Below are 25,176 nucleotides of genomic sequence, written 5' to 3'. Positions count from 1 at the left end.
GGGTTGGTAGGAATCCGAGTTTTGCTGTGCGCGGCGCTTGCCACTTGCGGACCAAAGTGCTATCCCGCCGCGCTTCCAAGAGGTTCGTGGTCCGGGAAGAGAGTCTGACGCTTGCCGAAGGATGATTCCATCGAAGTCGAGGGGACCGTAATGGAGCCCCTCCCGAACGCGATGTTCCGCGTGGTGCTGGACAACGGCCACAAGGTGCTCGCGCACATTTCGGGCAAGATGAGGATGCACTTCATCCGCATCCTCCCGGGTGACAAGGTGAAGGTCGAGCTGTCTCCGTACGACCTGACGCGCGGTCGGATCACGTACCGGGCGAAGTAGAAGGGCCTTGCCCGCCGGGAATGGCGGGTGGCCCGCTGGGCTTTTCTTTAGCTGAGGAAGGAAGTTCGCTCCCATGAAGGTACGGGCGTCCGTCAAGAAGATCTGCGACAAGTGCAAGGTCGTTCGTCGCAAGGGTATCGTGCGTGTCATCTGCGCTTCGAACCCCCGTCACAAGCAGCGCCAGGGCTAACGGCCAGACGGCCGTTGGCTTCAGACCAACTCCACCCACGAAGGAATACCGAAGATGGCTCGTATCGCCGGCATCGATCTGCCGCCCAACAAGCGTGCAGTGATCTCGCTCCAGTACATCTACGGGATCGGCAACAAGTCCGCGCAAGACATCATCGAGGCGGCGGGCATCGATCCCACCACTCGGACCAAGGACCTCACCGAGGAGCAGGCCCGCAAGATCCGCGAGATCATCGAGGCCAGCTACAAGGTGGAGGGTGACCTGCGTCGCGAGGTCACCATGAACATCAAGCGTCTGATGGACCTGGGCTGCTACCGGGGTCTCCGTCACCGCAAGGGTCTGCCGGTTCGTGGCCAGCGCACCCACACCAACGCGCGTACCCGCAAGGGTCCGAAGCGCGGCATCGTCCGGGCCAAGCCGGCCGCTCCGGCTCGCTAAACCCTCAGCGTGGGCCTCCATTGAGGGGCCCGCGTCGATCACCTTTCAGGAGCAGCAACGCACATGGCTGACGAGACCAATACTTCGGCTGCGGCGCCCGCGGGCGCCGAGGGTGCCGAAGCCCCTGCCGCGAAGAAGGCCAAGCGCAAGGGCAAGAAGAACATCCTCAATGGCGTGGTCCACATCCAGTCCACGTTCAACAACACCATCATCACGATCACGGACATCTCCGGGAACGTGATCTCCTGGTCCTCGGCCGGGGCGCGTGGCTTCAAGGGAAGCCGCAAGTCCACGCCGTTCGCGGCCCAGGTGGCCGCCGGCGATGCCGCGGCGAAGGCGATGGAGCACGGCCTGAAGAACGTGTCCGTGTTCGTGAAGGGCCCGGGCGCGGGCCGCGAGTCGGCGCTGCGCGCGCTGGCCGCCGCCGGCCTGAAGATCAACCTCATCCGCGACGTGACGCCCATCCCGCACAACGGGTGCCGTCAGCCCAAGCGCCGCCGCGTCTAACCCCTTCGTCGGGCCGCCTTCGCGCCTCGCGGCGTGAGGGCGGCTCCAGAACACCTTCAAGGACCTCTCAATGGCTCGTTACACCGCCAGCGCCTGCCGCATCTGCCGGCGCGAAAACCTCAAGATGTACCTCAAGGGCGACCGTTGCTACACGGACAAGTGCGCCATCGAGCGCCGCCCCTATCCCCCCGGCCAGCATGGCCAGGGCCGCGTGAAGTTCTCCGGCTACGGCGTGCAGCTGCGCGAGAAGCAGAAGGTCAAGCGCATGTACGGCCTGCTGGAGAACCAGTTCCGCGGCTACTACCACCGCGCGTCCGCCGCCAAGGGCAAGACGGGTGAGAACCTCCTGCAGCAGCTGGAGCTCCGCCTGGACAACGTGGTGTTCCGCATGGGCTTCGCGGACACGCGCGCCGAGGCCCGCCAGCTGGTGCGCCACGGCCACTTCCAGGTGAATGGCCGCAAGGTCAACATCCCGTCCTTCTCGGTCAAGCCGGGCAGCGCGGTGGAGGTGGTGGAGAAGAGCCGCAAGGTGCTCCGCATCTCCGAGGCGCTGGAGACGGTGGACCGTCGTGGCGTTCCGCAGTGGATCTCCCTGGACAAGAAGGCGTTCAAGGGCACCGTGTCGACCGCGCCGAACCGCGAGGATCTGACCATGCCCATCCAGGAGCAGCTGATCGTCGAGCTCTACTCGAAGTAAGCCGCTGCTGGACGTTGCAGTATGGGCGCCCTGGCCGATACATGAGGCCGGGGCGTCGTGCTTTATCGCAGGTGCTTCAACGCAGTCCCCGCGTGCCCATCCTCCCGCCAGCCCGGTGGGTAAGTCGGTGGTGGCGCACGACATGAGAGGCCGTACACCATGGCAGATACGTTCGTTGCGAAGAACTGGCGTGACCTCATCAAGCCGCGCCGCATGGAGGTGGACCAGGACAGCCTGACGCCCACCTACGGGAAGTTCGTCGCGGAGCCGCTGGAGCGCGGCTTCGGCACGACGCTGGGCAACTCGCTGCGGCGGGTGCTCCTGTCGTCCCTGCAGGGCGCGGCCATCACCTCGGTGAAGATCGAGGGCGTGGACCACGAGTTCACCACCATCCCCGAGGTGGCCGAGGACGTCACGGACGTCGTGCTGAACCTGAAGGAAGTCCTCCTTCGGATGCACACGAACGAGACGAAGACGCTGCGCATCGAGGCGGAGGGTCCCAAGGAGGTCAAGGCCGGTGACATCATCACCGACCCGGACACGGAGATCCTCAACCCGGGCCACCACATCTGCACCATCTCCGAGGGTGGCAAGCTCCGCATGGAGCTGTCGTGCCGCCGCGGCCGTGGCTACACGCCGGCCAACGTCAACAAGGTGGCGGGTGCGCCCATCGGCACCATCCCCATCGACTCGCTGTTCTCGCCCATCCGCAAGGTGAACTACCAGGTCACCAACGCGCGCGTCGGTCAGGTCACCGACTTCGACAAGCTGTCGCTCGAGGTGTGGACCGACGGCTCCGTGTCCCCTCAGGACGCGGTGGCGTACGCGGCGAAGATCATGAAGGAGCAGCTCACCGTCTTCGTGAACTTCGACGAGACGGAGGAGCCCGTCATCGCCGAGGCGCCGAAGGAAGAGGCCAAGCTCAACGAGAACCTCTTCCGCTCGGTGGACGAGCTGGAGCTGTCGGTTCGCTCGGCCAACTGCCTGCAGCAGGCGAACATCAAGACCATTGGCGACCTGGTGCAGCGCACCGAGGCCGAGATGCTCAAGACGAAGAACTTCGGCCGCAAGTCCTTGAAGGAGATCAAGGAGATCCTCGCGGAGATGGGTCTGTCGCTGGGCATGAAGCTGGAGAACTGGCCGCCGAAGCAGGCGCCGGCGCCTGCGCAGCCGAAGGCGTAGTGTCTTCTCGCAGCACCTCCTCGCGCGCCGCCGGGCACGGCAGTCAGCGGCGCGAGGGGAGGGGAGCCGTGACTTCCGTTCCGGCTCCGAACCGCAGTGGCGGGCCCCGTGCCGGGTCCGCCCTTCCCACCCGGTACCTGATACGGCCGGAGTGGTTGGGCCCTGAAGGGCCTGGAGCACGACGATGCGTCACAAGGTCGGACAAAGGAAGCTGCACCGCACCACGAGCCACCGGCTCGCGATGCTCAACAACATGGTCACCTCGCTCCTCGAGCACCAGGCGATCCGCACCACGGTCCCCAAGGCGAAGGAAGCCCGGAAGATCGCGGAGCGCATCATCACCCTGGGCAAGAAGGGTGGCCTGTCCAACGTGCGTCTCGCGGCCCGTACGGTGAAGGACCGCGACGTGCTGCAGAAGGTCTTCAGCGAGTACAAGGACCGGTACGCCAGCCGTCCCGGTGGCTACACCCGCCTCATCCGGCTCGGCTTCCGCCGCGGTGACGCCGCGGAGATGGCCCTGCTGGAGCTGGTGGACCGGCCCGCGACCCAGGCCGCTCCCGTGGAGACCGAGGGTGGCGAGGCCGCCGAGGGCTCCAAGGCCGAGTAGTCGCTGACGCTTCCCGCGCCCTTCCGTGAGGAGGGGCCGGGGGCAACACGAGGGCGCTCTTCCCACCCGGGAAGGGCGCCCTTCGTGTTTCAGGGTTTCGGACCAGTGAGGCGCTCCCACTCCTTGCGGAGGTCCTCCGTCAGGTCGGCGCTGTCGTCGCGGCTGCGCATCTGCAGCGTCTGGAAGCGCAGGTCCGCGGGCGCGGAGCCGGTGCTGCCCATCAACTGCTTGGGCGTAATCGTCATGAGCTCGCCCGGCGCCACGGACGGCACCGCCGCCTGGTACTGGCCGTTCACGGTGACGACGATGTCCTTCCAGGCCTTGTTGCTCTCGTTCCAGATGGTGATGGAGGGCCGGTCCAGCTTGTCGCTGAGCACCAGGCGCGCGTCCATGTCACCCGCCTGCACGGAGTTTCCCGGACAGGCGATGGCGAAGCTGGCCACCGACATCACCAGCCAGCCAGCGACGATGGAGGCCTTGTACTTGAAGAAGCGGTCCTGCTGACGGAAGTCGGCCAGCATCTCCTTGAGGATGGAGAGGCCGTTGAGGAGGTGGTTGGACGCCTCGCCCGCGAGGCGCTTGCCCAGGGGGCCTTCCACCTTCTCCTTCTGCAGCGGCGCCGCGCGCTGGGCCGTCATGACCCGCATGCCCGGGTTCGTCGGCGTGCGCGGCTGCGTGCCGGGACTGGACGTCGTCCGCGGTGGCTGCGTGCCAGGGGATGAAGGCTTGCGAACGTCGCTCATCGGACACCGAGTGTAGAGGGCCGGGCCCGCTGGTGGCTACTGCGCCTTGAGCTGTTGGAGCGCCCGGGAGGCCACGGCGTTCTCCGGCTGCGTCTCCAGTACCTTGCTCAGCCAGCGCTCGGCCTCCCCGGCCGCCGTCTTCCGCGCCTCCGGACGCGAGGCTTTCAGCGCCTGCTCGGTGAAGAGCAGCCCCAGCCGCAGGCTGAACTCCGTGTTCTCCGGGTCCTTTTCGACCACGCGTCGCAGCTCCCGCTCGGCGGAGGCGTAGTCGCCCTCGAGCTGGTACACGAGCGCCAGCTTGCCTCGCGGCGGCACCGCTTCCGGCTGGAGGGACACGGCCACGGAGAAGGCGTCACGCGCGGCGCTCAAGTCGCGCCGCTCCAGGTGCAAGTCCCCCAGCTGGAACCAGGCCGCGTCCAGCAGCGGGTGCAGCGCCACGGCCTTCTCGAAGGCCTCCCGGGCCGCGTCCGGGCGCTGGCGGGACAGGTAGAGCTCGCCCAGGTAGAGCTGGTTCTTCCCGTCGCGGGGGGCGCGCTCAATCGCCTGTTTGAACTCGTCCACCGCGCGCCCGGCGTCGTCCAGGCGCTGGTAGGACAAGCCCAGCAGCGCGTGCACCACGGCCAGGTCCGGGTAGTCCTGCAGAATCTCCTCGAAGGCGAGGATGGCGTGCTGGGGCGCGTCCAAGTCCTTCAGGTAGCGCAGGCCCTCCTCCAGCTTCGGCTCGGCCGCCTTGGGAAAGCCGCTGAAGGGGTCGGCGATCTGCTCCATCAGCGCCCGCGCGGTGGTGACTTCGGCGGGCGTGGGCCGGCCGCGCACCACGGCGCCCAGGGCCACCACGGCGCCGCTGGCGTCACCCGTGCGGTGCAGCACCTTGGCCAGCGGCAGGCGCCACCCGGCGCGCTCCGGGGCCAGCGTGGTGGCCCGGCGCAGGGGTTCCACCGCGGCGGCGTACTGCTCGGACTCCAGCCGCGCGAGGCCGAGGCGGTAGTGGTACTCGGCGGTGTCCGGGGACAGGGCGATGGCGCGCTCGAAGGCGGCCACCGTCGGCGCCCCCGCGTCCCGGGCCCGCGAGAAGAGGGCGAGGCCCAGCATGTACTGGTCCACCGCGCGCTCGCCGGCGGCGATGCGACCCTGGAGCTCGGCAATCCACGCGTCCGCGTGGCCCGCCTTCACCTGGGCCTCCGTGAGGGAGCGCGCCACGTCCAGGTCGTTCGGCGCCTGGAGGTGCAGCTCCCGCAGCAGCCCGAGCGCCTTCTCCGGCTGGTTCTCCTCCAGGTACGCACGGGCCCTCGCCCGCGTGTCCATGGGACGGCCGCCGGAGGTGGAAGCCGCGGTGTGCGTGCAGCCGGTGGCCAGGCCCAGGCCAAGCACGGCGGCGCGGAGCCAGGGGCGCGACAGGAACAGACGGGTCGTCTTCACGGTGGGGACGTCTCAGGTCGAGGAGGTGGCGCGCGAGCGCGGGGTGCTGACGCCCTCGACGCCCGCGGCGGCGACAGCGTCGTCCACGTCACCGCCCAGGCCGCCGAGCGACAGGCTGTCGGCGATGATGACCTCGCGGACGGCGCGGGCAAGCCCCTCGCGGTCATTCTCCGCGAAGTGGGTGGTGTCGATGGGCTTGCCAATCTTCACGCGGACGGGCCCGGGGGTGATGTTCCAGGTGGACTTGGGCATCAGCTTCCCGGAGCCCTCGATGGTGACGGGGCAGATGGGGACGCGGGCCTTCAGCGCCAGGGCGAAGGGCCCCTTCTTGAAGGGGAGGATGCGGTTGTCCGGCGAGCGGGTGCCCTCCGGGTAGAGGAAGATGCTCACCCCGCCGCGAATCTTGGCCGCGGCCGTGTCCAGCGAGGAAATGGCCTTGGCGCGGTTGCTGCGGTTGACGAAGACGTGGCCGGCGAGCGCCAGGTACCAGCCGATGAACGGCACCCACTTGAGCTGGCTCTTGGCCACGTAGCGGAAGGGCACCGGCACCGCCATGAAGTGCGCGGGGATGTCGATGGTGGACTGGTGGTTGGCCACGTAGATGGTGGGCCGCTTCGGGTCCACGTTCTCCTGGCCGAGCACCTCCAGCTTCGCGCCGCCCGCCCACAGCAGCACCGGCGACCAGATTCTTCGGGCCACCCAGACCGAGTTGGCGGGATTCAACGTCAACACCATGGCCAGGATGGCCAGGGTAAAGCAGACCGCCGACCAGACCACGGCCACGAACATGCAGAAGAGCTTGCGCATCCCTCAGCCCCCCTCCGCGGGGCCGACGCGGCGGGTCGGCGGGGCGCCGGGGCCGCGGACACGCTCCAACCATGCCTCGTCCCCGGCGACCAGGCAGCCGGGCCCACCCTGGAGGGTGGCGGCACCGGTGACGCGGTGGGCAGGAGGCTGGCGGAGCATGCACTTCTTCTACCACGTCCTACCTACACGTTGTTTCTGGTGCGCGCCGCTCGGCGGGGTTACAAGCAAGGGTGGCGTGGCCAGGAAAAAGTTCATCGCCATCGCGGGCAACATCGGGGCCGGGAAGACGGAGCTCACGTCATTCCTCTGCCGGAAGTACGGCCTCACTCCGTCCTTCGAGCCCAACGACCAGAACCCGTATCTGGCCGACTTCTACAAGGACATGAAGACGTGGGCGTTCCGCTCGCAGCTCTTCTTCCTGACGCACAAGTTCCGCCTGCACCGGGAGCTCGAGCGCACGCCCGGCACCGTGCTCCAGGACCGGACCCTCTACGAGGACGCGGAGATATTCGCCAAGAATCTCCACCGGCAGCGGCTCATCGACAAGCGTGACTGGAAGACGTACTGCGAGCTGTACGAGACGATTTCCGAGTCCCTGAGGCCTCCGGACCTCATGATCTACCTGCGCTGCCCCGTGCCGACGCTGCGCGAGCGCATCCGCCTGCGCGGGCGCACCATGGAGAAGGACATCCCCACCCGCTACCTGCAGCGCCTCAATGCCCTGTACGAGGAGTGGTTCGAGAACTACCGGCTGTCGCCCGTGCTCGTGCTGGCCACGGACAAGCTCGACTACCTGACCAACCTGGTGGACCGCGTGGACCTCTTCCGACAGATAGAGAAGCACCTGTGATGGAGGTCTACCTCCTCGCCATCGAACAGGATGGACCGGCGCCGCTTGACGCGCTGCGTGCGTCGTTCGCGACGGACGACGTGGAGTTCACCCCGGACGAGGATGGCGAGGGCTTCACGCTGAAGGCGGACAGCTCGGAGGTGAAGGTCCGGCTGACGGTGGGGGCGGAGCACCTGCCGCGCTTCAACAAGAGCGTCTTCAGCGGCAGCCCGGAGGCCTTCGAGCGGCTGGGGCGCTCCAAGGCCTTCTACCGACTGTCCGTGGAGCCGGGCGGGCCGCAGCCCACGCTGCCCGTCTTCGAGGCGCTGTGGGCCGTGCGCACGCTGCTGGAGCACGTGCAGGGCGTGCTGGTGGACGTCACCGCCTTCAAGCTCCACGAGCCCGACGACGTGGTGGAGATCACCGAGCTGGACTTCGACATCCGGGACCACGTGCACCTGCACGCCGTGGAGGCCACCGAGGGCGACACGCCCCTGTGGGTCCACTCCCACGGCATGGAGAAGTTCGGCGCCCGGGATTTGGAGATCTTCCACCTCGCGGAGGGCGATTTGCTGGCGGCGGAGAGCTTCCTCCACGAGCTGTGTACGGACCTGGCTTTCGGGCAGGGGCCGGCGCTGCGCTCGCAGGTGGGCACCAGCGAGGGGCAGACGTTCATGCTCGTGCCCTCGGAGGAGGCCCGCACCAACCTGCTGGGCGTGCCGCTGGACACGTTCGAGGGCCACGAGGGGCTGTTCCTCTCCGTGGTGTCGCCCCTGGGCCGGCACAACACGTCCCAGTTGCTGGCGCCGTACCGCGAGCGCTTCGAGAAGGAGCCCGAGGAGCAGACGCAGGCCATGCGCCGCGAGGCCCAGGCGCTGCTCCCCTCGTTCCTGGCGCGCTTCCAGCGCAAGGGGCTGATGGAGCCGCTCACCTTCCTGGTGCGCGCGCCCTTCGACACCCACCCGGATGGCGGCACCGTGGTGGAGAACCTCTGGCTGGAGGTCATGGCCCGGGACGAGGGGAGCGTGGTGGGGAAGCTGATTGATGGCGCGGTGCACACCACGGAGTGGCGCAAGGGCGCCCACGTCGAGGTGGATGAGACCCAGGTGAACGCGCTGGCCATCACCCGCGAGGGGCGGACGCTGGACGAGCGGGAGATTCGTGCCCTCCTGAACGCCGAGCGGCCCATGTAGTCCGTGCGGCGGGGGGCAGGGAGCGCTTGCCCGGCTCCGGCGGAACGCTACGCTCCGCGCCCCATGCCCGCACTCCTGCTGCTCACCGGTCCTTCCGCGGGGCGCCGCTACGAGGTGCTCACGGAAGCGACGATCGGCCGCAGCCCGTCGTGTGAAATCCCCCTGGAGGACGACCAGGTCTCGCGCAAGCACGCGCTGATCACCCTCCATGAGGGCCAGGCGCGCATCCGCGACCTGCGCTCGCGCAATGGGACGCTGGTCAACGGGGAGCGCCTCTCCGGCGAGGTGGTGCTGCAGCCGGGGGACCGCGTCCGCGTGGGGACGACGACGGCCCTCTTCGAGCCGCCGGCGGTGACGCTGGTGGAGGGCGGGCCCGCGCCGCACGGGCACGTGCCCATCGAAGAGGTGCTGCCGCACGTGGGCACGGCGGCGGCGATGTACTCGGCGGGGACGGCGCTGCTGGGGGCCACCAGCGAAGCCATGGTGCTGCGGCGGCTGGCGGACGAGGTGGCGCATTCGCTCAACGCGGACCGGGCGGCGGCGCTGCTGGGCAGCAGCGGGGGGCTGCTCACCGCCTCGGTGGTGGGCGCGGAGGCCCTGACGGTGCCGCGCGCCATGGCCCAGGCGGCCCTGGAGCGCAAGGAGTTGAGCCAGTCGGACGACGCGATGTGCGCGCCGCTGGTGGCCTCGGGCGGCATGCCCTTCGGCGTGCTGTACGTGACTCGGACCGAGCCCGCGTTCACCGAGGGCGAGGGGCAGTTGCTCGCCGCGCTGGGGCGGCTGGGCGGCGAGGCGTATACGGCCGTGCGCTCGCGGGTGGAGGCGGAGGCCCCCACCCTGGCGCTGGCGGGCTCCTCGCGGCCGCTGCGGGCCCTGCTGGACGCGGGCAAGCGCGCGGCGGCGAGTGCGGCGCCCGTGGTGATTCATGGTGAGCCGGGGACGGGGAAGACGCTGCTGGCGCGCATGGTCCACTCGCGCTCCCCGCGGGCGCTGGGGCCGCTGGTGACGGTGGACTGCCGGCAGCCCCAGCCGGCCGTGGACGAGGCGCTCTTCGGCCGGGCCAGCGCGCCGGGGCAACCGCCGGTGACGTCCGCGCTGCTGCGCGCGGATGGGGGCTCGCTGCTCCTGCAGCACGTGGAGGCGCTGCCGCGTCCCTCGGCGGAGCGACTGGCGCGGCTGATGGCCCGCCGGTCCGCCCCGGCCCGGCAGGGCGGAGAGGAGCCGGTGGACGTGCGGGTGCTGGCCACCGCGCTCGAGTCGCTGCCGCTGCTGGCCACGCGGGGCGAGGTGGAGGCGTCGCTCGCGCGGGGGCTGGCCGGCTTCGAGCTGGAGGTGCCGCCGCTGCGAGACCGCAGGGCGGATGTGCTCGTGCTGCTGGAGGGATTCACCACGCGGGCGGCGCGGCGCTCGCGCAAGGAGCCTCCCACCCTGGGGCCCGAGGCGCGGCGTCTGCTGGTGGACTACGCGTGGCCGCAGAACGTGCGCGAATTGGAGCTGGTGGGCGAGCGACTGGGGCTGCTGTACGCCGGAAGCCGCGTGGGCGCGCTGCACCTGCCGCCTGAAATCCAGGAGGGCGGTGCCTCCACCGGGCCGCAGACGTTGCAGGAGCGCGTGGCCCGGCTGGAGCGCGACGCCATCGCCGAGGCCCTGCGCGAGGCGAGCGGGAAGAAGGTCCGCGCCGCGGCGCTGCTCGGCATCAGCCGGCCCACGCTGGACAAGAAGATCGAGGAGTACGGCCTCTCCGTCGAGCGGGGCCGGCGCGGCTGAGGCGTGGCGCGAGCTCGAAGCGTACAGCCGCACCGTCGGGCTCGGCTGGCGCGGCTGAGGCTCGGACCGGAACGCCGGTCCACACGGGCGTCGCGGACTCCCTACGACTTGCGCCGGCTGAGCAGCACGCCCGCGAGGATGAGGCCCGCGCCGAAGACCTGGAGGAGGGTGGGGCGCTCGCCTCGCACGGCCCAGGCGGTGAGGGCGGCCACGACGGGAATGCCCGTGTTGTAGAGCGCCGCGCGGCTGCTGCCCACTCGCTGCACGGTGCGCCCCCAGATGAAGTACGAGAGCACCAGCGGCACCAGCGCCGAGTACACCACTCCGGCCCACGCGTTGACGCCGACGCTCGCGGTGTCCAACTCCATCACCGCCGGCACTCCGGCGAGCACCACGCCGGGCGCACCGGTCAGCATGGTGATGGCGGTGATTCGCAGTGCGGACACCTCCGTGCCCACCGAGCGGATGCCCACCGTGTACACCGCCCAGCACAGGCAGCCCGCGAGGATGAGCCCGTCTCCCAGCCACGTCGCCCCGCCGAGCGCCGGGCCTCGCGCGCTCACCACCAGCAGCATGCCCGCCACCGCGAGTGACAATCCCGTCACCAGTGGCCGGGTGAGCCGCTCCACCCCCAGCATCGTCCCGAGCACGGCCACCAGCACCGGCGTCACCGCCGTGAGCATCCCGCTGTTCGCCGCGGTGGTGTGCGCCAGCCCGACGATGAAGCACACCTGGTACACCGTGTTGCCCACCAGCCCGAGCGCGGTGAGCTTGAGGAACGTCTTCCGGGGCAGCGGCTTCCAGCCCTCCACCGCCAGCAGCAGCGCGCCCATGGCCAGCGCGGCGATGGTGAAGCGCAGCGACATGAAGGCCAGCGCTGGAATCGTGGCCAGCGCCTCCTTCACCACCGTGTAGTTGGTGCCCCAGACGATGACCACGCCGATGATGGCCAGGTCATTCGCGGAGAAGGTACGTGCGGGAGCGGGAGTCGCGGTGGCGGCGGAGGTGGACACGGCGGCCGAGGGAATAGGGCGAGCCGCTCTCGCGTGCAAGCCGACGTTTCCCCTACGCCCCCGCTTGTCCGCATGCCCGCCGGGGGATAAACGCGCGCCCATGGACCTACGCTTTTCGGACGAGGTGCGGCGCGCTCGCGACGCTGGGCAACCCCTGGTGGCACTGGAGACGAGCGTCGTGGCCCAGGGGCTGCCGTACCCGGACAACCTGGCCGCTGCTCGCGCCTGTGAGGAGGCCGTCCGCCGCGCCGGCGCCATTCCCGCCGCCATCGCCGTGGTGGACGGAGAGGTGTGCATCGGCCTGGAGGAGACGGCCATGCGCCGGCTCGCCGAGGGCAAGGAGCGCCTGCTCAAGCTGGGCTCTCGAGACCTCGCCATTGCCGTGGCCACGCGCGCCTCTGGTGGCACCACCGTCAGCGCCACCTGCGAGCTTGCCGCCGCCGCCGGCATCCACGTCTTCGCCACCGGAGGCATCGGCGGGGTGCACCGGGGAGCGACGGATCACTGGGACATCTCCCAGGACATCGCCGCGCTGGCCCGCTTCCCCATCGCCGTGGTGTGCGCGGGCGCCAAGTCCGTGTTGGATCTGCCCAAGACGATGGAGCTGCTGGAGACCGCCGGCGTGCCCGTCATCGGCGTGGGCACCGACGAGCTGCCGTCCTTCTACAGCCGTGGCTCCGGCCTGAAGCTGGAGCACCGCGTGGACGACGTGGACACGGCCGCGCGCATCGCCCGCGCCCGCTTCGAGACGCTGGGGCAGGGCGGCCTGCTCTACACCGTGCCCCCGCCCGAGGAGACCTCGCTGCCTCGCAACGAGGTGGAGCTGCACATCGCCTCCACGCTCGCGGACGCGGACCGGCAGGGCGTGCGCGGCAAGGCCGTGACGCCGTTCCTCCTGTCGGAGATGGCCAAGCGCACCGGCGGCAAGACGCTCAAGGCCAACCTGGCGCTGCTCATCAACAACGCCCGCTTCGCAGGCCAGCTCGCCGTGGCCTACGCGCGCAAGGGCTGAGCGGGAGGCGAGGGCGGCACGCTCCGCCCTCGCGTCACCGTGTTACTTCTGGAACCAGCGCATCAAATCTTCCAGCTCGCGGCGGTCCACGTCGTCGAACGTGCCCTTGTGCTCGGAGTCGATGTCGAGCACGGCGATGAGCTCGCGATTCCTGCCGAACACCGGGACGACGATTTCCGACGCCGAGCGCCCATCGCACGTGATGTGGCCGGGGAAGGCATGCACGTCGGCCACCACCAGCGTCTCGCCCTTCGCCGCGGACGTGCCGCAGACCCCCTTGCCGAACGTGATTTCCAGGCACCCGAGCGTGCCCTGGTAGGGCCCCACGCGCAGCAGCTTGCCCGGCGTCACCACCCGGTAGAAGCCCGTCCACAAATGCCCGAAGGCGTGGTGCAGCAGGCAGCTCATGGACGCCATGCCCGCGATGTCGTCGTCAATGCCCTCGAGCACCGCGAGGGCGTGTTGCTTCAGTTCCGCGTAGGCCTCCGCCTTCGGCATGCCGCGCAGATCCAGGGTGACTTCCGCCATGATGGGGACCTCGGAAGGGGAACGTCACCAGGGCGTCAGGCCCCGGCGAAGTCGTCGTCCCTCAATACCCTGAATCATTTCCCGCCGCACGAGAGGCGTCATGGAACAGCTCATCCTGGACTCGAAGACCTGGCTGCTCGTCCTCACCGGAGCGGGCGTCTCCGCCGAGAGCGGAGTCCCGACCTTCCGTGGAATGGACGGACTCTGGGAGAACCATCCCATTGAAGACGTGGCCTCGCCCCAGGGCTTCGGGAAGGACCCGACGCTGGTGTGGCGCTTCTACTCGCAGCGCCGGGCGGGCGCCGCCGCCGTGCACCCCAACCCCGGCCATGACGCGCTGGTGGCCTGGGAGCGTCACCTCGGCGACCGCTTCCTCCTGGCCACCCAGAACGTGGACGGCCTGCACCGGCGGGCGGGCAGCAACCGCGTGGTGGAGATGCACGGCAACCTCTTCAAGACGCGATGCAGCATGTGCAAGCGTGCGCCGTTCGACGACACCACCGTGTACCCGGTGGGCACGGTGCCCACCTGCGACGCGTGCGGCGGCAGGCTGCGTCCGCACATCGTCTGGTTCGGCGAGTACCTGGACCCGGCGGACATGCAGCGCATCGAGGACTTCGCGCTGCGCGGCTCCACGTCGGGTGGGCGGTTCATCTTCCTCGCGGCGGGCACGTCCGGCCTCGTCTATCCGGCGGCGGGCATCGTGGACCACGTGCGCGCGGCCGGCGGGGAGACGTGGCTCGTGAACCTGGACCCGGCGCAGAACTCCAACCGCTTCGAGAACACCATCACCGGCAAGAGCGGCGAGGTGCTCCCGAAGCTGGCGAAGCTGGGGTGAGCGCGGCTACTGCGCCTCGCCCAGCAGGAAGCTGAAGTCGGCGGACGCGCCCCCGTCCGCCGTCGTCGCGCCCTTGTGACAGCCGAGGCAGCTCGCCTTCGGCTGGATGAAGGTCTCCATCGTCACGTTGGCCAGCGGCGTGGGCGTGCCCTGGGGCGCGCCGCCCGTGGCCCACTGGGTGCTGATGAGCTGGTAGTTCGCCCAGACGGAGCCCTTGAGCAGGCCTCGGTAGTATTCGTTGAGTCCGGGAGAGGTTCCCGTGGCCTGGATGGGCGTGGTGCGCACCACCTGCACGGGCGCGTTGAGTGGACCGCCATCCGGCGCCAGCTCCGTGTACGGCTTCTTCGCCGTCTGCGTGTTGTCCTTGCAGTCGGAGCAGTGCGGGTTGAAGAAGGAGGACGTGGTGTTGTCCACCTGCTCGAAGGTGGACCAGAACCACGTGGTCTGCGTGCTCGTCTTGTGGATGATGTGCAGGCCCACCAGGCCCACGGTGACGGGGTTCTTGCCGGGGCTCGGGTCTCCGGCCTCGTCGTTGAAGACCCACGCCTGGCGCATGTAGAAGCGCTTGCCGGCAATCTCCTGCGCGCTCAACACCTTCCACGACGCCTTGATCTCCATCGCGCCCACCGGGCCGCAGGGCCCACCGTCACACGGGCCGGGGTTCTGGTCGGGGCCAGTGGGGAAGCTCACCGTCACGCCGTTCTGCCCGGCCGCGTTCCAGAGGTTGTTGGCGATGAGGTAGTTGTACTCGTCCAGGTTGACGCGCTTCTCGTAGCGGACGAAGCGGCCATTCTGGTCCGTGAGCGGCCCACCGACGGCCTGGCCGATTCCGCTGAACCGCTCCGCGAGGAGGTCCGAGGCCTTGGAGTCGCTCACCAGCACCTTGTCCACGTGGCCGGCGGCCACCTGGAGCCGCTCGGCGGGAGTCGCCCGCCGCAGCCGCAGCAGCTGCTTCTCGACGGCGGCCGGCGTGTTGAACGTGCACCACTTGCCGGGAGCGCCCGCGTCCGGCGCCACGAAGATGTCCGTGTCCTGGGGGTACGTCTCCCAGACCACCGGCCCCTGCCCACCGAGGATGCTGCTCCCCGTGTTCGGCAGACAGGTGCTCGTGTCCGCCGGCCAGTTCATCGCGACGAAGGTGTTCCACGAGTAGACGTCCACGTCGCTCTGGCTCTCACCGAAGCGCGGGCACGCATTCACGGGCGGGCTGGAGAGCGCGGGGGTGATGGACGTGGCGCATGTGGAGCCCGGGCACGTCGGGTCCGGGTTGCACGCCTGGGGGAGGCCCTGCGCGCCGCCCGTCTGGGTATCTCCGGGCGGCTTCGGCCCGGTGGACGAGGCGGTGGTACAGGCGAGGATGGCGGCGCTGGCAAGTGCACCGGCCAGCAGCAGGCGGCGCACTCGTGGCGAAAGGACGTTCATCGGGGTGACCTCGGAGGAAGGGGTGTGGCCCAGGGCGACAGCCCGGACTCCGAGTGCAAGGGCCGGACCTGACAGGTCGGCCCGGTGGAACGCGCGCGGACTGGCGCGTGCGGTGCGCCTTGTCTCCGAGGGAGCGCCCGGGCTTGCGTCGCCGTGGGACGCGTCCGCGTCAGGATGTGACGCGCGGGCGGCCCTGCCCGCGTCGGTCCACCTGCGATGCGCCGTGCTACTCGAAGACGGAGATGTCCTGCCCGCCGCCCTGCTTCGCGGGCTTCGCCGGACGCGACGGGGTGGCGGCGCGCAGCGGCTCCAGCGTCACGTCGACGGCCTGGCTGTCCCCGGCGATGCGGCTGAAGTTGAGCGTCCGCTCCACGTCCTTGTGGCCGTCGAGCCGGAAGCTGAGCGAGTACACCTTGTCGCGGGGCAGTTCGAGCTTGATGGGCGTGGTGCCCAGCATCTCCTCGCCCTCGTAGATGGTCGCACCGGACGGCGTCGAGCTCAGCGTCACCATGATGCTCTTCGCCGCGGCGCTCGCCGTGCCCGTGTTGCCGGCCGCCACCGGGGTGGGCTTCGTGGACGGCGCATCGATGGGCGCCACCGGCGTCTGCGGCGTGCCACCGCCCGTGCCGAGCACCACCGCCGCACCGATGGCGAGCAGCACCAGCGGCACCGCCACCAGCGCCACCTTCTTGCCGGTGGACATGCCCTCGGGCGCGGGAGGCGGGGCCGGAGGAGGCGGCGCGGCGCGAGGCGCGGGCGTGGACGGACGCGCGCGGCTCGGAGACGAGCCACTGCCCGCCGCCGCCTGGCTGCGCGCGACGACGACATTCGACGGCGTGGAGCCCCGGCCCGCTGCGGGAGCAGGGCGAGAGGCGCGCACGCCGCTGCCACTGCCGCTAGGACGGCCCGCGCGGCTTCCGGAGGCCCTGCTGCCACTGCCTCGCTCATGGGCGCCCGAGCCGACGCCGCCGCTGGGCATCGCCTCGAGCTCCTCGGGCGACAGGTCGGCGATGGCGTCCTGCATCGAGTCGATGAACTCCTGCGCGTTCTGGTAGCGGTCTTCCTTCTCGGGCGAGAGCGCCTTCTTGAAGAACGCATCCAGCGCGGCCGGCACCGGCGCGCCCTGGCGCTTGCTGTTCACGGCGGGCACCGGCTGCGTGAGCGACGCGGTGAGCGCCTTGCGCACGGTGTTGGCGCCGTACGGCGAGCTGCCCGTGAGGCAGAAGTAGAGCACGCCCGCCATGGAGTACAGGTCCGAGCGCTGGTCCACGGCCTCGCCACCGGCCTGCTCGGGCGGCATGTACTGCGGCGTGCCCAGCACCTGCCCGGTGGAGGTGAGCTGCTCCTCCTCCTCGGCCTCCATCGCCTTCACCAGACCGAAGTCCAGCACCTTGACGAAGTCCTTGCCGCTCAGCTGCTGCACCATGATGTTGTGCGGCTTGAGGTCGCGGTGGACGCAGCCCTCGGCGTGCGCGTGCGCCAGGCCCTGGCACGCCTGCTCGATGAGGCTCACCGCGCGGCGCAGGGACATGGGGCCCTCGCGCTTCACCATCTCCTTGAGGCTCTCGCCCTGCAGGAGCTCCATCACGAAGTAGCAGGTGCCGTCCGGCGCGCGGCCGAAGTCGAAGATGGTGATGACGTTGGGGTGGCGCAGCCGGCTGGCGATTTCCGCCTCACGGCGGAAGCGCTCGAAGAACTGGGGCGCGGCGGCCAGCGAGGGGTTCAGCGTCTTCACCGCCACCGGGCGCTGCACGGAGGTCTGCGTGGCGCGGAACACCATGCCCATGCCGCCCTGGCCCAGGACGCTCTCGATCTTGTAGCGGCCGTCGAGCACCTGGCCGAGGAGCTGGAGACTCTGGCCGGAGCAGAGGTGGTCGACGCCGTCGGTGCTTCCGCAGTGGGGGCAGGGGGCAGCCATGTGGGGCGGGAGTATAGGCAGGCCCTGGCCGGCTGCGAAAAGGGGCTGGAAGGCCCCGGGGCGACCGAGCAGGCATATCTGACGTTCCCGAGGGGCCCGAGGGCTGTTACATCCCCGCCCGCCATGAGCCTCGTCATTGCCCAGGACCTCTGTCTCTCCTATGGAAAGAAGGTCCTCTTCGACAACGACAACTTCACTCTCGGACCCAGGGACCGTGTAGGTCTCGTCGGCGCCAACGGGACGGGCAAGAGCTCGTTGATGAAGATATTGGCCGGGGTGAACCAGCCCGACTCCGGCACGGTGCAGTACGCCCGGAAGGCCCGCGCGGGGTACCTGCCCCAGGAAATCGCCGGCCTGCCCGAGGGCACGGTGGTGGAAGCCGTGATGAGCACCGTCCCCGGCCGCGACACCATGGAGGCCCGGCTCCGGGAGACGGAGGCCGCGCTCGCCGAGGCCACCGATGAGGACGACCAACTGGAGCTGTCCCAGTCCCTCTCGGACCTGCACGCCGAGCTGGACGACTTCGAGAACCGCTACGGCAAGCACCACGCCGAGCGCATCCTCAAGGGCCTGGGGTTCCGGGACGCGGACCTGCTCAAGCCCACCTCGGCGCTCTCCGGCGGCTGGCGCATGCGCGCGGCGCTGGCCGGGTTGCTCCTCCAGGACCCGGACCTGCTCCTGCTCGACGAGCCCACCAACCACCTGGACGTGCCCACGCTCACGTGGTTCGACGACTTCCTGCGCCGCTCCAACAAGGCGCTGATCCTCATCTCGCACGACAAGGACTTCCTCAACCGGCAGATCAACCGCGTGGTGTCGCTGGAGATGGAGGGCGTGCGCGAGTACGCCGGAAACTACGACGACTACAAGCGGCTGCGCGCGGAGGAGAAGGAGCTGCTCAAGGCCCGCGCCGAGAAGGTGGAGGCCCGTCGCGCGGAGCTGCAGGGCTTCATCGACCGGTTCGGCGCCAAGGCCACCAAGGCGCGGCAGGCGCAGAGCCGCGCGAAGATGCTGGAGAAGATGGAGAAGGTGCAGGTGCTCGAGGAGCGGAGCACGATGCGCTTCCGCTTCCCGGAGGTGGACCGGAGCGGTCGCGACGTGGTGACGCTGGAGGGCATCACCAAGAAGTACGGCGCGCAGACCGTCTACAACGGCCTGTCCGCGCGCTTGGAGCGCGGGCAGCGCATCGCCGTGGTGGGCGCGAACGGCGCGGGCAAGACGACGCTGCTGAGGATGGTGGCGGGCGAGCTGGCCCCGGACACGGGGAAGGTGACGCTCGGGCACAACGTGGTGGTGGGCTATTACGCGCAGCACCACGCGGACAAGCTGGACCGGCAGAACACCATCATCGAAGAGGTGCGGCCGCTCGCGGCGGACAAGCCGGAGAGCTACGTGCGCGGCGTGCTGGGCGCGTTCCTCTTCAGCGGCGACGACGTGGACAAGCCCATCGGCGTGCTCAGCGGCGGCGAGCGCGCGCGCGTGGCGCTGGCCAAGCTGCTGCTGGTGCCCTCCAACTTCCTGCTGATGGACGAGCCCACCAACCACCTGGACCTGGACTCGTCCGAGATGCTGATTGAGGCGCTGAAGAGCTACACGGGCACGCTGCTCTTCGTCAGCCACAACCGCAGCTTCATCAACGGCCTGTCCACGCACGTGTGGGAAGTCGCGGACGGGAAGCTGACGCCGCACCCGGGCAACCTGGACGACTACCTGTACCACCAGGAGAAGCTCCGCCAGGCAGCGGCGGAGGCTGCCGCCACGGCGGCGGGCGCGGTCCGGGGTGACAAGACGTCCACGGGCCCGGTGACGGAGAAGGACCGCAAGCGCATGGAGGCCGAGGCGCGCCAGCGCCGCAGCGTGGTGGAGGGCCCCATCAAGAAGGAGATTGCGAAGCTGGAGGAGCGCATCGCCGCGCTGGAGTCCGAGCAGAAGGAGCGCGAGGCGCAGCTCGCGGACCCAGTCCTCTACAACGACTTCGCGCGCGCCAAGCCGTTGATGGACACGCACCGCGCTGGCAAGGAGGAGCTGGAGAGCCTCTATGCCCGGTGGGAAGCGGCGCAGGAGAAGCTGGCGCAGGCGGCCGCGTCCGTCGGGTGAGGACGCGGGCCCGGCGTCAGCGCACGTCGTAGACCTTGCGGACCGGGCCGCCGCCCCGGTCGATGTCCAGCTCGATGTGCCGTGCCTCGCGCAGCTTCGTGAAGGCCTCCAGCACGCGCTCGGGTGAGTCGAGCGTCAGGCCGTTGATGCGCTTGAGCACGTCACCGTTCTGGAGGCCAATCTTCGAGTAGAGCGAGTTTGGCCGGATGGCGGCGAGCTTGAAGCCCACGGACTGGCCGTTTTCGAAGGCCGGCAGGGCGCGCGCCTGCGTGGACAGTTGGTCCAGTCGCGACAGCGCGTTCTGGAGCTCCTCGTTGGGAATCTCGTAGGCGTGCTCGCCGACGGCGCGGATGCCACTCTCGGGGCCAGGGCTCGCGGTAGGCGCCGTGCGGGTCAGGGCGGGCGCGGCATTCATCGTGGGCGAGGCTTCGCCGTCGATGAACTCCTCGCGGTTGTTGGCGGAGACGATGATTCGCTCGCGCTCGATGGAGAGGATTCGCGCGCCCATCAAGTCATCGCCGACCATGATGCTCCTGGCGCGTTGGGTCTCCAGGTCCTGGATGGAGGCGAGCGACCACTGCGTGTCACTCGCCACCAGCGTGCCCAGGAGCTTCACGCGCAGCGCGCTCCTGACGGGGCCCGTGGCGACCTCTTCGCCTCTGGGCTCGACCACGGGGGGCTCGTCCTTGCCGAAGGTCAGCCCGATGAGCTTCGCGAAGCGCGGGCCATCCAATGACACGCGTGCCTCTTCCGAGGGCGTGGCTGACGGAGCGCGCGAGGGTGGGGTGCCGGAGACGGATGGCGCCAGCGCGAGCTCCACGAAGAGGTTGGCCGTGCGTGCCGCCAGCAGCGCGACGCACAGGATGAAGGCCCCGTTCACCAGCCAGAAATACCTGCGGAAGATGAGTGCCATCTGTCGTCCCCCTCTGAACGCGGTGCTTCAGCGCACGTCGTACGTCTTCCTCACGGGGACGCCGCCGCGCTCCAGGTCCAGCTCGATGTGCTGGGACTCGCGGAGGCTCTGGAAGGCCGTCATCGCGGTATCGGGCGTCTTGAGGGATTGACCGTTGATGCGCTTGAGTACGTCACCGTTCTGGAGCCCGAGCTTCGCGTAGAGCGAGTGCGGACGGATGGCGAACATCTTGAATCCCTGGGGCTGGCCGTCCTTGAACGCGGGCACCACGCGCGCCTGCGTGGACAGTTCGTCCAGCCGCATGAGCGCATTCTGCAGATCCGCGGCGGGAATCTCGTAGGCGTGCTCTCCGACAGTGCGGATGTCTCCCCAGGACGTGGAGGTGTCGACTGCCACAGAGGGCTGGGCGGGAGCCTGCTGTGCTTGCGCGGGGATGGTGATGCGCTCCCGCTCGATGACGATGGCGGGGACGTTGGGCTCGGGAGCGAGTGCGGGGATGTGCCGGGTGAGCAACTGCATCGAGCCCGCCGCCACCGGAGCAGCAATGAGGATGAAGGCACCGCTCAACAACCAGAAGTGCTTGCGGATGAAGCGTTCCATCGTCGTGGCTCCTCTCGGTTCAGAGACACGACGGACATGAGCAAGCACGGTGCCACCATCGCTCCCAGAGGAGCGACGTCGTCAGCGGGAACAGCCGGCACGACCTGCTGTCACGGAGTCCGCGCGAGCGGATGACAGGTTGTCACGCGCGCTTCAGCGTCCGAACACGCGCGAGAACAGCCACGTCAGTGCGGAGCCGGTGGCATCCGCGCCCATGGCGGCGTTGTACCCGGAGTTCCGCGGCACGGAGGACGCCTCGCTGGGTGTGGCCTTCGCCAGGTCCTCCGAGAAGGGCACGGAGCCCTCGGGCGCGCAGCTTCCGCAGTAGAGCCGTTCCTCCCAGACGAAGCCGTACTTCGGCTTGAGCCCACGCTTGCACTCGGAACACGCCTGCACCACGCCGAGCCGCACCTTGGGACGCACATCGAGCGGTTCATTGCGGTATGTCTCGGCGGCCCGCTGGAGCTGCTGAAGCTCGCCCGGATCCAACGCCACGCCGGCACAGTCGGAGCACACCTCGACAGCAACGCCCAGCGCTTCCACCACCGGCAGCGGGGCGTGGCCGCAGCGCGGACACGTGGGGGCCTGCGTGCCGCAGTCGGGACAGCTCGGCACGTATTGAAGCTTCGCGCTGCAGCCCTTGCAGATGCCGGGGTGGCCCTTCGCGCGCCGCACCAGCGCGTCCGAGATGGAGCCGCCCATCACCTTCGACAGCGACTCGCCTTCGAACCAGACGGCCCCGCAGCCGCCGCACTCCTCGCGGGGCAGGCCGCCAAGAAAGGTGGACCGCATGGTCGTCTGGCAGAAGGGGCAGGCGCTCATTCCGTGAGCCTACAAGACCCGCATCCACCTCCAACACCGCCTCGTAGCAGTCATGTGAGGACCTGGATGTCCCAGGTCCGCGGAAGCGAGGCACACGTGGAAGCGAATCAGCAGAAGAAGGAGCTCCAGGTTTCGGTGAAGGAGATGGAGCTGGCGGGGGCATCCGGAAGGGCGATGTGGGTGCATTGGGACAGCAACGGAGCGGGCGATGGGCTCTCCGCCTACGACGTCAACCTGCTCCTCGAGAACGGCCGGGTGCTGCAGCTGGCGCAGGGACTGCCGGCGGGCGTGCACGAGTGGATGTCCACGGCGGCGGCCTCGGGGAAGGCGCGCGTCCAGGTCGTGGGCGTGCAGGCGGACAACGGCGGGTTGGCGCAGGGGCTCGGCCCGTGGATGGAGCTGCCGGATGGAGACTCATCCGCAGCGTCGCGGCACATGTCCCATGAGCAGGTCGTCTGGGCAGCCAACGCGCCGAGCGTCAGCTCCGTCAACCCCAGCACGCTCTCCGCGGGGACGACGGTCGTCACCATCCATGGGATGAACCTGCCGCTGTCCTTCGGCTACGCCCTCACCAACCTGTACGGACAGCCGCTGCTGGGCACGGGGACGGGCTTCCCCTCGGGCAGCTCCACCTCCGTGAGCGTGCCGTTCTACGTCGCGTCCAACGTGCCGCCGGGGCAGTACCTGCTGCGCGTCTCCAACCAGGCCGGGAGCACGTCGGTGCCCGTCTACATCGCGACGGCCCTCAGGGCGCCCACCATCAGCTACCTGGACCCGAGCCTCATCTACCCGGACAACAGCGGGCCGACGCGGCAGCTCATCGTCGGCGGTGACAACCTGCCCACCAGTGTCTCGGGCTACTCCGTGTCGTCGCAGCAGATCGGCCTGTCGCTCGCGGTGCCGAATCCCTCCAGCGCCATCCTGGTCCTGTCCAACCTGACCTCGGTGCCGTCGGGGCGGTACACGCTCACCGCCTCCAACGCTGCGGGCTCGGCTTCGCGCTACTTCGACATCGTTCGCTTCTTCTGAACGAGACGAGGCACTACCCCGCGCGCCGCCGCCGCTCGCGCTTACGGCCAGGCTCGGGTGGCGGCGGCTTGGGCGTGTCCCGCAGCTCATCCGGCATGGGCAGTGACAGCGACGGCCGCGTGGCGGGGACGGGTGTTCCATCCGCGGGCACACCGTCCACGGCCTGCTCTGCGGGCAGGGCAGGGAGGCGAATCACGAACGTGGTGCCTTCGTTCACCTTGCTCTGCACGGAGATGCTTCCTCCGTGGTTCTTCACGATGCGCTGGCAGATGGCCAGTCCCAGGCCCGTGCCCTTCTGCTTCGTCGTGAAGAACGGCACGAAGATGTGCGGCTGCTGGTCCGACGGAATGCCTGGGCCCGTATCGGACACCAGCACCTCCACGAACTCGCCGCCCGCGTTCCGAATCTCTCCGAAGCGCTCCGGCTTGTCCGTGCGCACGGTGATTCGCCCCTCGCGCGTGCCCAGCGCCTGCACCGCGTTCTGCACCAGGTTGATGAGCACCTGCTTGAGCTGCTCCGCGTCCCCGTCCACCCGTTGCAACTGCAAATCGAGCTCGACCGCCAACGAGATGCTCGGCGGCACGTCGTTCTGCACGAGCCGCATCGTCCGCGTCACCACCTCGTTCAAATCGGTGGGGCCGAAGCTCTGCTTCATCGGCCGTGCGTAGTCGAGGAACGCCGTCACCACGCCGTTGAGCCGGTTCACTTCCTCGACGATGACGTCCAGGAACTCGCCGTCCTCGCCCGGCAGCCGCTTCGGGTCCAGGCACTGCGCCGCGCCCTTGATGGCCCCCAGCGGGTTGCGAATCTCGTGCGCGAGGCCGGCCGCCATCTCACCCAGCGCCGCCAGGCGGTCTCTCTCTCGAATCTTCTCGTACAGCTTCGAGTTCTCCAGCACCGTCGCCAGCCGCTCGGCCACTTCGAGAATCAGCGCAATCTCGTCGGACGCGTACGCCTCCGGCACCCGCTCGTCCCACAGGTTCAGGAAGCCGATGACGCGGTCATTGCCCATCAGCGGCACGGTGATGCCGGCCTTCACCTGCACCAGCGCCCCGCGCGTGTCGTTCAGCCGCTTCAGCTCGTCCCGGTAGCGCTTTCCCTCCACCGCCTGCAGACGCATGGTGGACATGCGCCGCTCCACGTTCTCCCGCAGCACCGCCTTCTGCCCGCTCGCCGCGGCGAAGAGCAGGCCGCGCGCTACCGCCGTGTCCAGGAAGGCCACCGGCGGCGGGCCGCGCGAGTCCAGCAGCCGGTACCCGGGCCGGTCCTCCGCCAGCAGGTACACCGACGCGTGCGTCACACGGCCCGTCTCGTGGAGCGTGTCCAGCACCAGCCGCGCCAGCTCCGAGATTTCAATCACGTTCGTCATCCGCGCCCGCAGCGTGCCCAGCGAGTCGAGCAGCGCGAAGCGTTCGCGGAAGAAGATGCGCACCACCATCTCCTCCACCTTGGCGCGCAGCGGGTCCAACAGGATGAGGACGACGAAGGCCGCCACCACCGTGTTGAAGACGAACAGCCCCGTGTCCTCGTCCACCCATGCCGTCAGCACCGTGAAGACGGCCGCGAGGATGACGGCCAGCACCGTCTGCGAGGCAATCTTCCCCAGCAGCTCGTGCAAATCCATCAGCCGCAGTCGCAGCAGCGTCTGCGCGAGGAAGAACAGGTAGAGCGTGGAGAAGACCGGCCCCAGCGTCGGGAACGGAATCCCGTAGCGCCCCAGGAAGTCGGCCGCCGAGAAGAGGATGGCCGCCCCCGCGCCAATGGCCAGGTACGCCAGCCGGAGCTGCTCGATGCGCGATTCCGTCGTCCGGACTCGGTGGACCAGCAACGAACCGGAGGTCAGCAGCGCGCCGCCCACCCAGATGCCGATGGCCACCCGGGCCCACTCCTTGTCGGCCAGGGGGGTGACGGCCACGGCGAGTCCCAGGAAGGCGGACAGCACAGCGAGCCGCCGACCGACCTGGTGTGTTCCCTTGCTGACGCCCAGGAACTCCAGGAAGAAGGCCACCGCGGCGCCCGGCACCAGGGAGGCCACGAGGACGGTGGCGCCCAGGGCGATGCGCGACGCCCAGGGGTAGTCCGCCGAGGGGAAGATGCTGTGAAAGAAGAGGGAGAGGTAGTACCCGGCGACTGTCAGGGCGAAGACGGAGTACAGCGTCAAGACCCGCGGTCGGCCGGGCCGCAACAACATGGACACGCCGAGCGCGAGTCCGATGATGGATGCCAGCAGAGCGCTCTGTGTCCGGATGTCCATGTGCAGGCGGACAGTCTAACC

At 69.3% G+C, this 25,176-nt stretch carries 25 protein-coding genes; 14 read left to right on the top strand and 11 right to left on the bottom strand.

Annotation, left to right across the window (positions count from 1 at the left end; translation table 11 throughout):
* The first annotated feature begins 111 nt into the window (after positions 1-111).
* The 7 genes from infA to rplQ all read left to right on the top strand — a co-directional run bounded on the left by infA (position 112) and on the right by rplQ (position 3,951).
* Positions 112-330, top strand: coding sequence for a translation initiation factor IF-1 (gene infA / locus G4D86_RS03450; protein WP_002614803.1), 219 nt, complete (start codon positions 112-114; stop codon positions 328-330).
* A 73-nt stretch (positions 331-403) separates the two neighbouring features.
* Positions 404-520 carry a 50S ribosomal protein L36 gene (rpmJ, locus tag G4D86_RS03445; RefSeq protein ID WP_002633586.1) on the top strand — a complete coding sequence of 39 codons (117 nt, stop codon included), beginning with the start codon at positions 404-406 and terminating at the stop codon, positions 518-520.
* A gap of 54 nt (positions 521-574) precedes the next feature.
* The gene (gene rpsM / locus G4D86_RS03440; protein ID WP_163989292.1) at positions 575-958 is read left to right on the top strand and encodes a 30S ribosomal protein S13; all 384 of its coding nucleotides are present in this window, start codon (positions 575-577) and stop codon (positions 956-958) included.
* Between the two features lie 63 nt (positions 959-1,021).
* On the top strand, positions 1,022-1,465 hold the full coding sequence (gene rpsK / locus G4D86_RS03435; RefSeq protein ID WP_163989290.1) for a 30S ribosomal protein S11: 444 nt from the start codon (positions 1,022-1,024) through the stop codon (positions 1,463-1,465).
* 70 nt (positions 1,466-1,535) lie between these two features.
* The gene (gene rpsD / locus G4D86_RS03430) at positions 1,536-2,162 is read left to right on the top strand and encodes a 30S ribosomal protein S4 (RefSeq protein WP_163989288.1); all 627 of its coding nucleotides are present in this window, start codon (positions 1,536-1,538) and stop codon (positions 2,160-2,162) included.
* Positions 2,163-2,321: 159 nt separating this feature from the next.
* A complete protein-coding gene (locus G4D86_RS03425) occupies positions 2,322-3,344 on the top strand; it encodes a DNA-directed RNA polymerase subunit alpha (RefSeq protein WP_163989286.1) in 1,023 nt (340 codons plus the stop codon).
* A 184-nt stretch (positions 3,345-3,528) separates the two neighbouring features.
* Positions 3,529-3,951 carry a 50S ribosomal protein L17 gene (gene rplQ / locus G4D86_RS03420; RefSeq protein ID WP_163989284.1) on the top strand — a complete coding sequence of 141 codons (423 nt, stop codon included), beginning with the start codon at positions 3,529-3,531 and terminating at the stop codon, positions 3,949-3,951.
* Between the two features lie 89 nt (positions 3,952-4,040).
* Here the strand turns inward: rplQ and G4D86_RS03415 are convergent, their stop codons facing one another.
* The 3 genes from G4D86_RS03415 to G4D86_RS03405 all read right to left on the bottom strand — a co-directional run bounded on the left by G4D86_RS03415 (position 4,041) and on the right by G4D86_RS03405 (position 6,920).
* Positions 4,041-4,598 carry a hypothetical protein gene (locus G4D86_RS03415; protein WP_240360011.1) on the bottom strand — a complete coding sequence of 186 codons (558 nt, stop codon included), beginning with the start codon at positions 4,596-4,598 and terminating at the stop codon, positions 4,041-4,043.
* A 132-nt stretch (positions 4,599-4,730) separates the two neighbouring features.
* On the bottom strand, positions 4,731-6,113 hold the full coding sequence (locus G4D86_RS03410; protein WP_205519440.1) for a tetratricopeptide repeat protein: 1,383 nt from the start codon (positions 6,111-6,113) through the stop codon (positions 4,731-4,733).
* 12 nt (positions 6,114-6,125) lie between these two features.
* Entirely contained in the window at positions 6,126-6,920 is a 795-nt protein-coding gene (locus G4D86_RS03405) for a lysophospholipid acyltransferase family protein (protein ID WP_163989280.1), read from the bottom strand.
* 235 nt (positions 6,921-7,155) lie between these two features.
* Between G4D86_RS03405 and G4D86_RS03400 the strand changes: the two genes are divergently transcribed.
* The 3 genes from G4D86_RS03400 to G4D86_RS03390 all read left to right on the top strand — a co-directional run bounded on the left by G4D86_RS03400 (position 7,156) and on the right by G4D86_RS03390 (position 10,709).
* Positions 7,156-7,770, top strand: a complete 615-nt coding sequence (locus tag G4D86_RS03400; RefSeq protein ID WP_163989278.1) for a deoxynucleoside kinase — start codon at positions 7,156-7,158, stop codon at positions 7,768-7,770.
* Positions 7,770-8,942 carry a DUF2314 domain-containing protein gene (locus tag G4D86_RS03395; RefSeq protein ID WP_163989276.1) on the top strand — a complete coding sequence of 391 codons (1,173 nt, stop codon included), beginning with the start codon at positions 7,770-7,772 and terminating at the stop codon, positions 8,940-8,942. The genes G4D86_RS03400 and G4D86_RS03395 overlap by 1 nt, the downstream gene beginning before the upstream one ends.
* Before the next feature lie 63 nt (positions 8,943-9,005).
* The gene (locus G4D86_RS03390; protein ID WP_163989274.1) at positions 9,006-10,709 is read left to right on the top strand and encodes an FHA domain-containing protein; all 1,704 of its coding nucleotides are present in this window, start codon (positions 9,006-9,008) and stop codon (positions 10,707-10,709) included.
* Between the two features lie 101 nt (positions 10,710-10,810).
* Here G4D86_RS03390 and G4D86_RS03385 read toward each other — a convergent pair whose 3' ends face one another.
* A complete protein-coding gene (locus G4D86_RS03385) occupies positions 10,811-11,722 on the bottom strand; it encodes a DMT family transporter (protein ID WP_240360010.1) in 912 nt (303 codons plus the stop codon).
* Between the two features lie 100 nt (positions 11,723-11,822).
* On the opposite strand from G4D86_RS03385, the gene G4D86_RS03380 reads away from it, so the two are divergent.
* Positions 11,823-12,734 carry a pseudouridine-5'-phosphate glycosidase gene (locus G4D86_RS03380; protein WP_163989270.1) on the top strand — a complete coding sequence of 304 codons (912 nt, stop codon included), beginning with the start codon at positions 11,823-11,825 and terminating at the stop codon, positions 12,732-12,734.
* Positions 12,735-12,776: 42 nt separating this feature from the next.
* On the opposite strand, the gene G4D86_RS03375 is transcribed toward G4D86_RS03380, so the two are convergent.
* The gene (locus G4D86_RS03375) at positions 12,777-13,262 is read right to left on the bottom strand and encodes a GAF domain-containing protein (RefSeq protein WP_163989268.1); all 486 of its coding nucleotides are present in this window, start codon (positions 13,260-13,262) and stop codon (positions 12,777-12,779) included.
* Between the two features lie 100 nt (positions 13,263-13,362).
* On the opposite strand from G4D86_RS03375, the gene G4D86_RS03370 reads away from it, so the two are divergent.
* The gene (locus tag G4D86_RS03370; protein ID WP_163989266.1) at positions 13,363-14,100 is read left to right on the top strand and encodes an SIR2 family NAD-dependent protein deacylase; all 738 of its coding nucleotides are present in this window, start codon (positions 13,363-13,365) and stop codon (positions 14,098-14,100) included.
* 6 nt (positions 14,101-14,106) lie between these two features.
* Here G4D86_RS03370 and G4D86_RS03365 read toward each other — a convergent pair whose 3' ends face one another.
* Together G4D86_RS03365 and G4D86_RS03360 are read right to left on the bottom strand one after the other, a co-directional pair.
* Positions 14,107-15,522 (bottom strand): hypothetical protein, encoded by a 1,416-nt coding sequence (locus G4D86_RS03365; RefSeq protein WP_163989264.1) that lies wholly within the window; start codon positions 15,520-15,522, stop codon positions 14,107-14,109.
* Positions 15,523-15,748: 226 nt separating this feature from the next.
* Positions 15,749-17,440: a serine/threonine-protein kinase gene (locus G4D86_RS03360; protein ID WP_163989262.1), complete on the bottom strand. Its 1,692-nt coding sequence runs from the start codon at positions 17,438-17,440 to the stop codon at positions 15,749-15,751.
* Positions 17,441-17,563: 123 nt separating this feature from the next.
* On the opposite strand from G4D86_RS03360, the gene G4D86_RS03355 reads away from it, so the two are divergent.
* Complete coding sequence (locus tag G4D86_RS03355) at positions 17,564-19,537, top strand: ABC-F family ATP-binding cassette domain-containing protein (protein ID WP_163989260.1); 1,974 nt, start codon at positions 17,564-17,566, stop codon at positions 19,535-19,537.
* Between the two features lie 16 nt (positions 19,538-19,553).
* On the opposite strand, the gene gspC is transcribed toward G4D86_RS03355, so the two are convergent.
* The 3 genes from gspC to G4D86_RS03340 form a co-directional block, all read right to left on the bottom strand.
* Entirely contained in the window at positions 19,554-20,450 is an 897-nt protein-coding gene (gene gspC, locus G4D86_RS03350) for a type II secretion system protein GspC (protein WP_163989258.1), read from the bottom strand.
* Positions 20,451-20,477: 27 nt separating this feature from the next.
* Complete coding sequence (locus G4D86_RS03345; RefSeq protein ID WP_163989256.1) at positions 20,478-21,050, bottom strand: hypothetical protein; 573 nt, start codon at positions 21,048-21,050, stop codon at positions 20,478-20,480.
* A gap of 153 nt (positions 21,051-21,203) precedes the next feature.
* Positions 21,204-21,872, bottom strand: a complete 669-nt coding sequence (locus tag G4D86_RS03340; protein WP_163989254.1) for a TFIIB-type zinc ribbon-containing protein — start codon at positions 21,870-21,872, stop codon at positions 21,204-21,206.
* 66 nt (positions 21,873-21,938) lie between these two features.
* Here G4D86_RS03340 and G4D86_RS03335 point away from each other — a divergent pair, with 66 nt between their 5' ends.
* Positions 21,939-22,901, top strand: a complete 963-nt coding sequence (locus G4D86_RS03335; protein ID WP_163989252.1) for an immunoglobulin domain-containing protein — start codon at positions 21,939-21,941, stop codon at positions 22,899-22,901.
* A gap of 13 nt (positions 22,902-22,914) precedes the next feature.
* On the opposite strand, the gene G4D86_RS03330 is transcribed toward G4D86_RS03335, so the two are convergent.
* Entirely contained in the window at positions 22,915-25,155 is a 2,241-nt protein-coding gene (locus tag G4D86_RS03330; protein WP_163989250.1) for an ATP-binding protein, read from the bottom strand.
* Positions 25,156-25,176 lie beyond the last annotated feature (21 nt).

It is taken from the genome of Pyxidicoccus caerfyrddinensis (assembly GCF_010894405.1).
GTDB classification, from domain to species: Bacteria; Myxococcota; Myxococcia; order Myxococcales; family Myxococcaceae; genus Myxococcus; species Myxococcus caerfyrddinensis.
This window is presented reverse-complemented; position numbering and strand designations above follow the sequence as displayed.

Bases quoted from the DNA above. Each gene is read 5' to 3' on its own strand.
- rpmJ (WP_002633586.1), top strand. From the start codon at position 404: ATGAAGGTACGGGCGTCCGTCAAGAAGATCTGCGACAAGTGCAAGGTC.
- rpsM (WP_163989292.1), top strand. From the start codon at position 575: ATGGCTCGTATCGCCGGCATCGATCTGCCGCCCAACAAGCGTGCAGTG.
- rpsK (WP_163989290.1), top strand. From the start codon at position 1,022: ATGGCTGACGAGACCAATACTTCGGCTGCGGCGCCCGCGGGCGCCGAG.
- rpsD (WP_163989288.1), top strand. From the start codon at position 1,536: ATGGCTCGTTACACCGCCAGCGCCTGCCGCATCTGCCGGCGCGAAAAC.
- G4D86_RS03425 (WP_163989286.1), top strand. From the start codon at position 2,322: ATGGCAGATACGTTCGTTGCGAAGAACTGGCGTGACCTCATCAAGCCG.
- rplQ (WP_163989284.1), top strand. From the start codon at position 3,529: ATGCGTCACAAGGTCGGACAAAGGAAGCTGCACCGCACCACGAGCCAC.
- G4D86_RS03415 (WP_240360011.1), bottom strand. From the start codon at position 4,598: ATGCGGGTCATGACGGCCCAGCGCGCGGCGCCGCTGCAGAAGGAGAAG.
- G4D86_RS03405 (WP_163989280.1), bottom strand. From the start codon at position 6,920: ATGCGCAAGCTCTTCTGCATGTTCGTGGCCGTGGTCTGGTCGGCGGTC.
- G4D86_RS03395 (WP_163989276.1), top strand. From the start codon at position 7,770: ATGGAGGTCTACCTCCTCGCCATCGAACAGGATGGACCGGCGCCGCTT.
- G4D86_RS03390 (WP_163989274.1), top strand. From the start codon at position 9,006: ATGCCCGCACTCCTGCTGCTCACCGGTCCTTCCGCGGGGCGCCGCTAC.
- G4D86_RS03380 (WP_163989270.1), top strand. From the start codon at position 11,823: ATGGACCTACGCTTTTCGGACGAGGTGCGGCGCGCTCGCGACGCTGGG.
- G4D86_RS03375 (WP_163989268.1), bottom strand. From the start codon at position 13,262: ATGGCGGAAGTCACCCTGGATCTGCGCGGCATGCCGAAGGCGGAGGCC.
- G4D86_RS03370 (WP_163989266.1), top strand. From the start codon at position 13,363: ATGGAACAGCTCATCCTGGACTCGAAGACCTGGCTGCTCGTCCTCACC.
- G4D86_RS03365 (WP_163989264.1), bottom strand. From the start codon at position 15,522: ATGAACGTCCTTTCGCCACGAGTGCGCCGCCTGCTGCTGGCCGGTGCA.
- G4D86_RS03360 (WP_163989262.1), bottom strand. From the start codon at position 17,440: ATGGCTGCCCCCTGCCCCCACTGCGGAAGCACCGACGGCGTCGACCAC.
- G4D86_RS03355 (WP_163989260.1), top strand. From the start codon at position 17,564: ATGAGCCTCGTCATTGCCCAGGACCTCTGTCTCTCCTATGGAAAGAAG.
- gspC (WP_163989258.1), bottom strand. From the start codon at position 20,450: ATGGCACTCATCTTCCGCAGGTATTTCTGGCTGGTGAACGGGGCCTTC.
- G4D86_RS03345 (WP_163989256.1), bottom strand. From the start codon at position 21,050: ATGGAACGCTTCATCCGCAAGCACTTCTGGTTGTTGAGCGGTGCCTTC.
- G4D86_RS03340 (WP_163989254.1), bottom strand. From the start codon at position 21,872: ATGAGCGCCTGCCCCTTCTGCCAGACGACCATGCGGTCCACCTTTCTT.
- G4D86_RS03335 (WP_163989252.1), top strand. From the start codon at position 21,939: ATGTCCCAGGTCCGCGGAAGCGAGGCACACGTGGAAGCGAATCAGCAG.
- G4D86_RS03330 (WP_163989250.1), bottom strand. From the start codon at position 25,155: ATGGACATCCGGACACAGAGCGCTCTGCTGGCATCCATCATCGGACTC.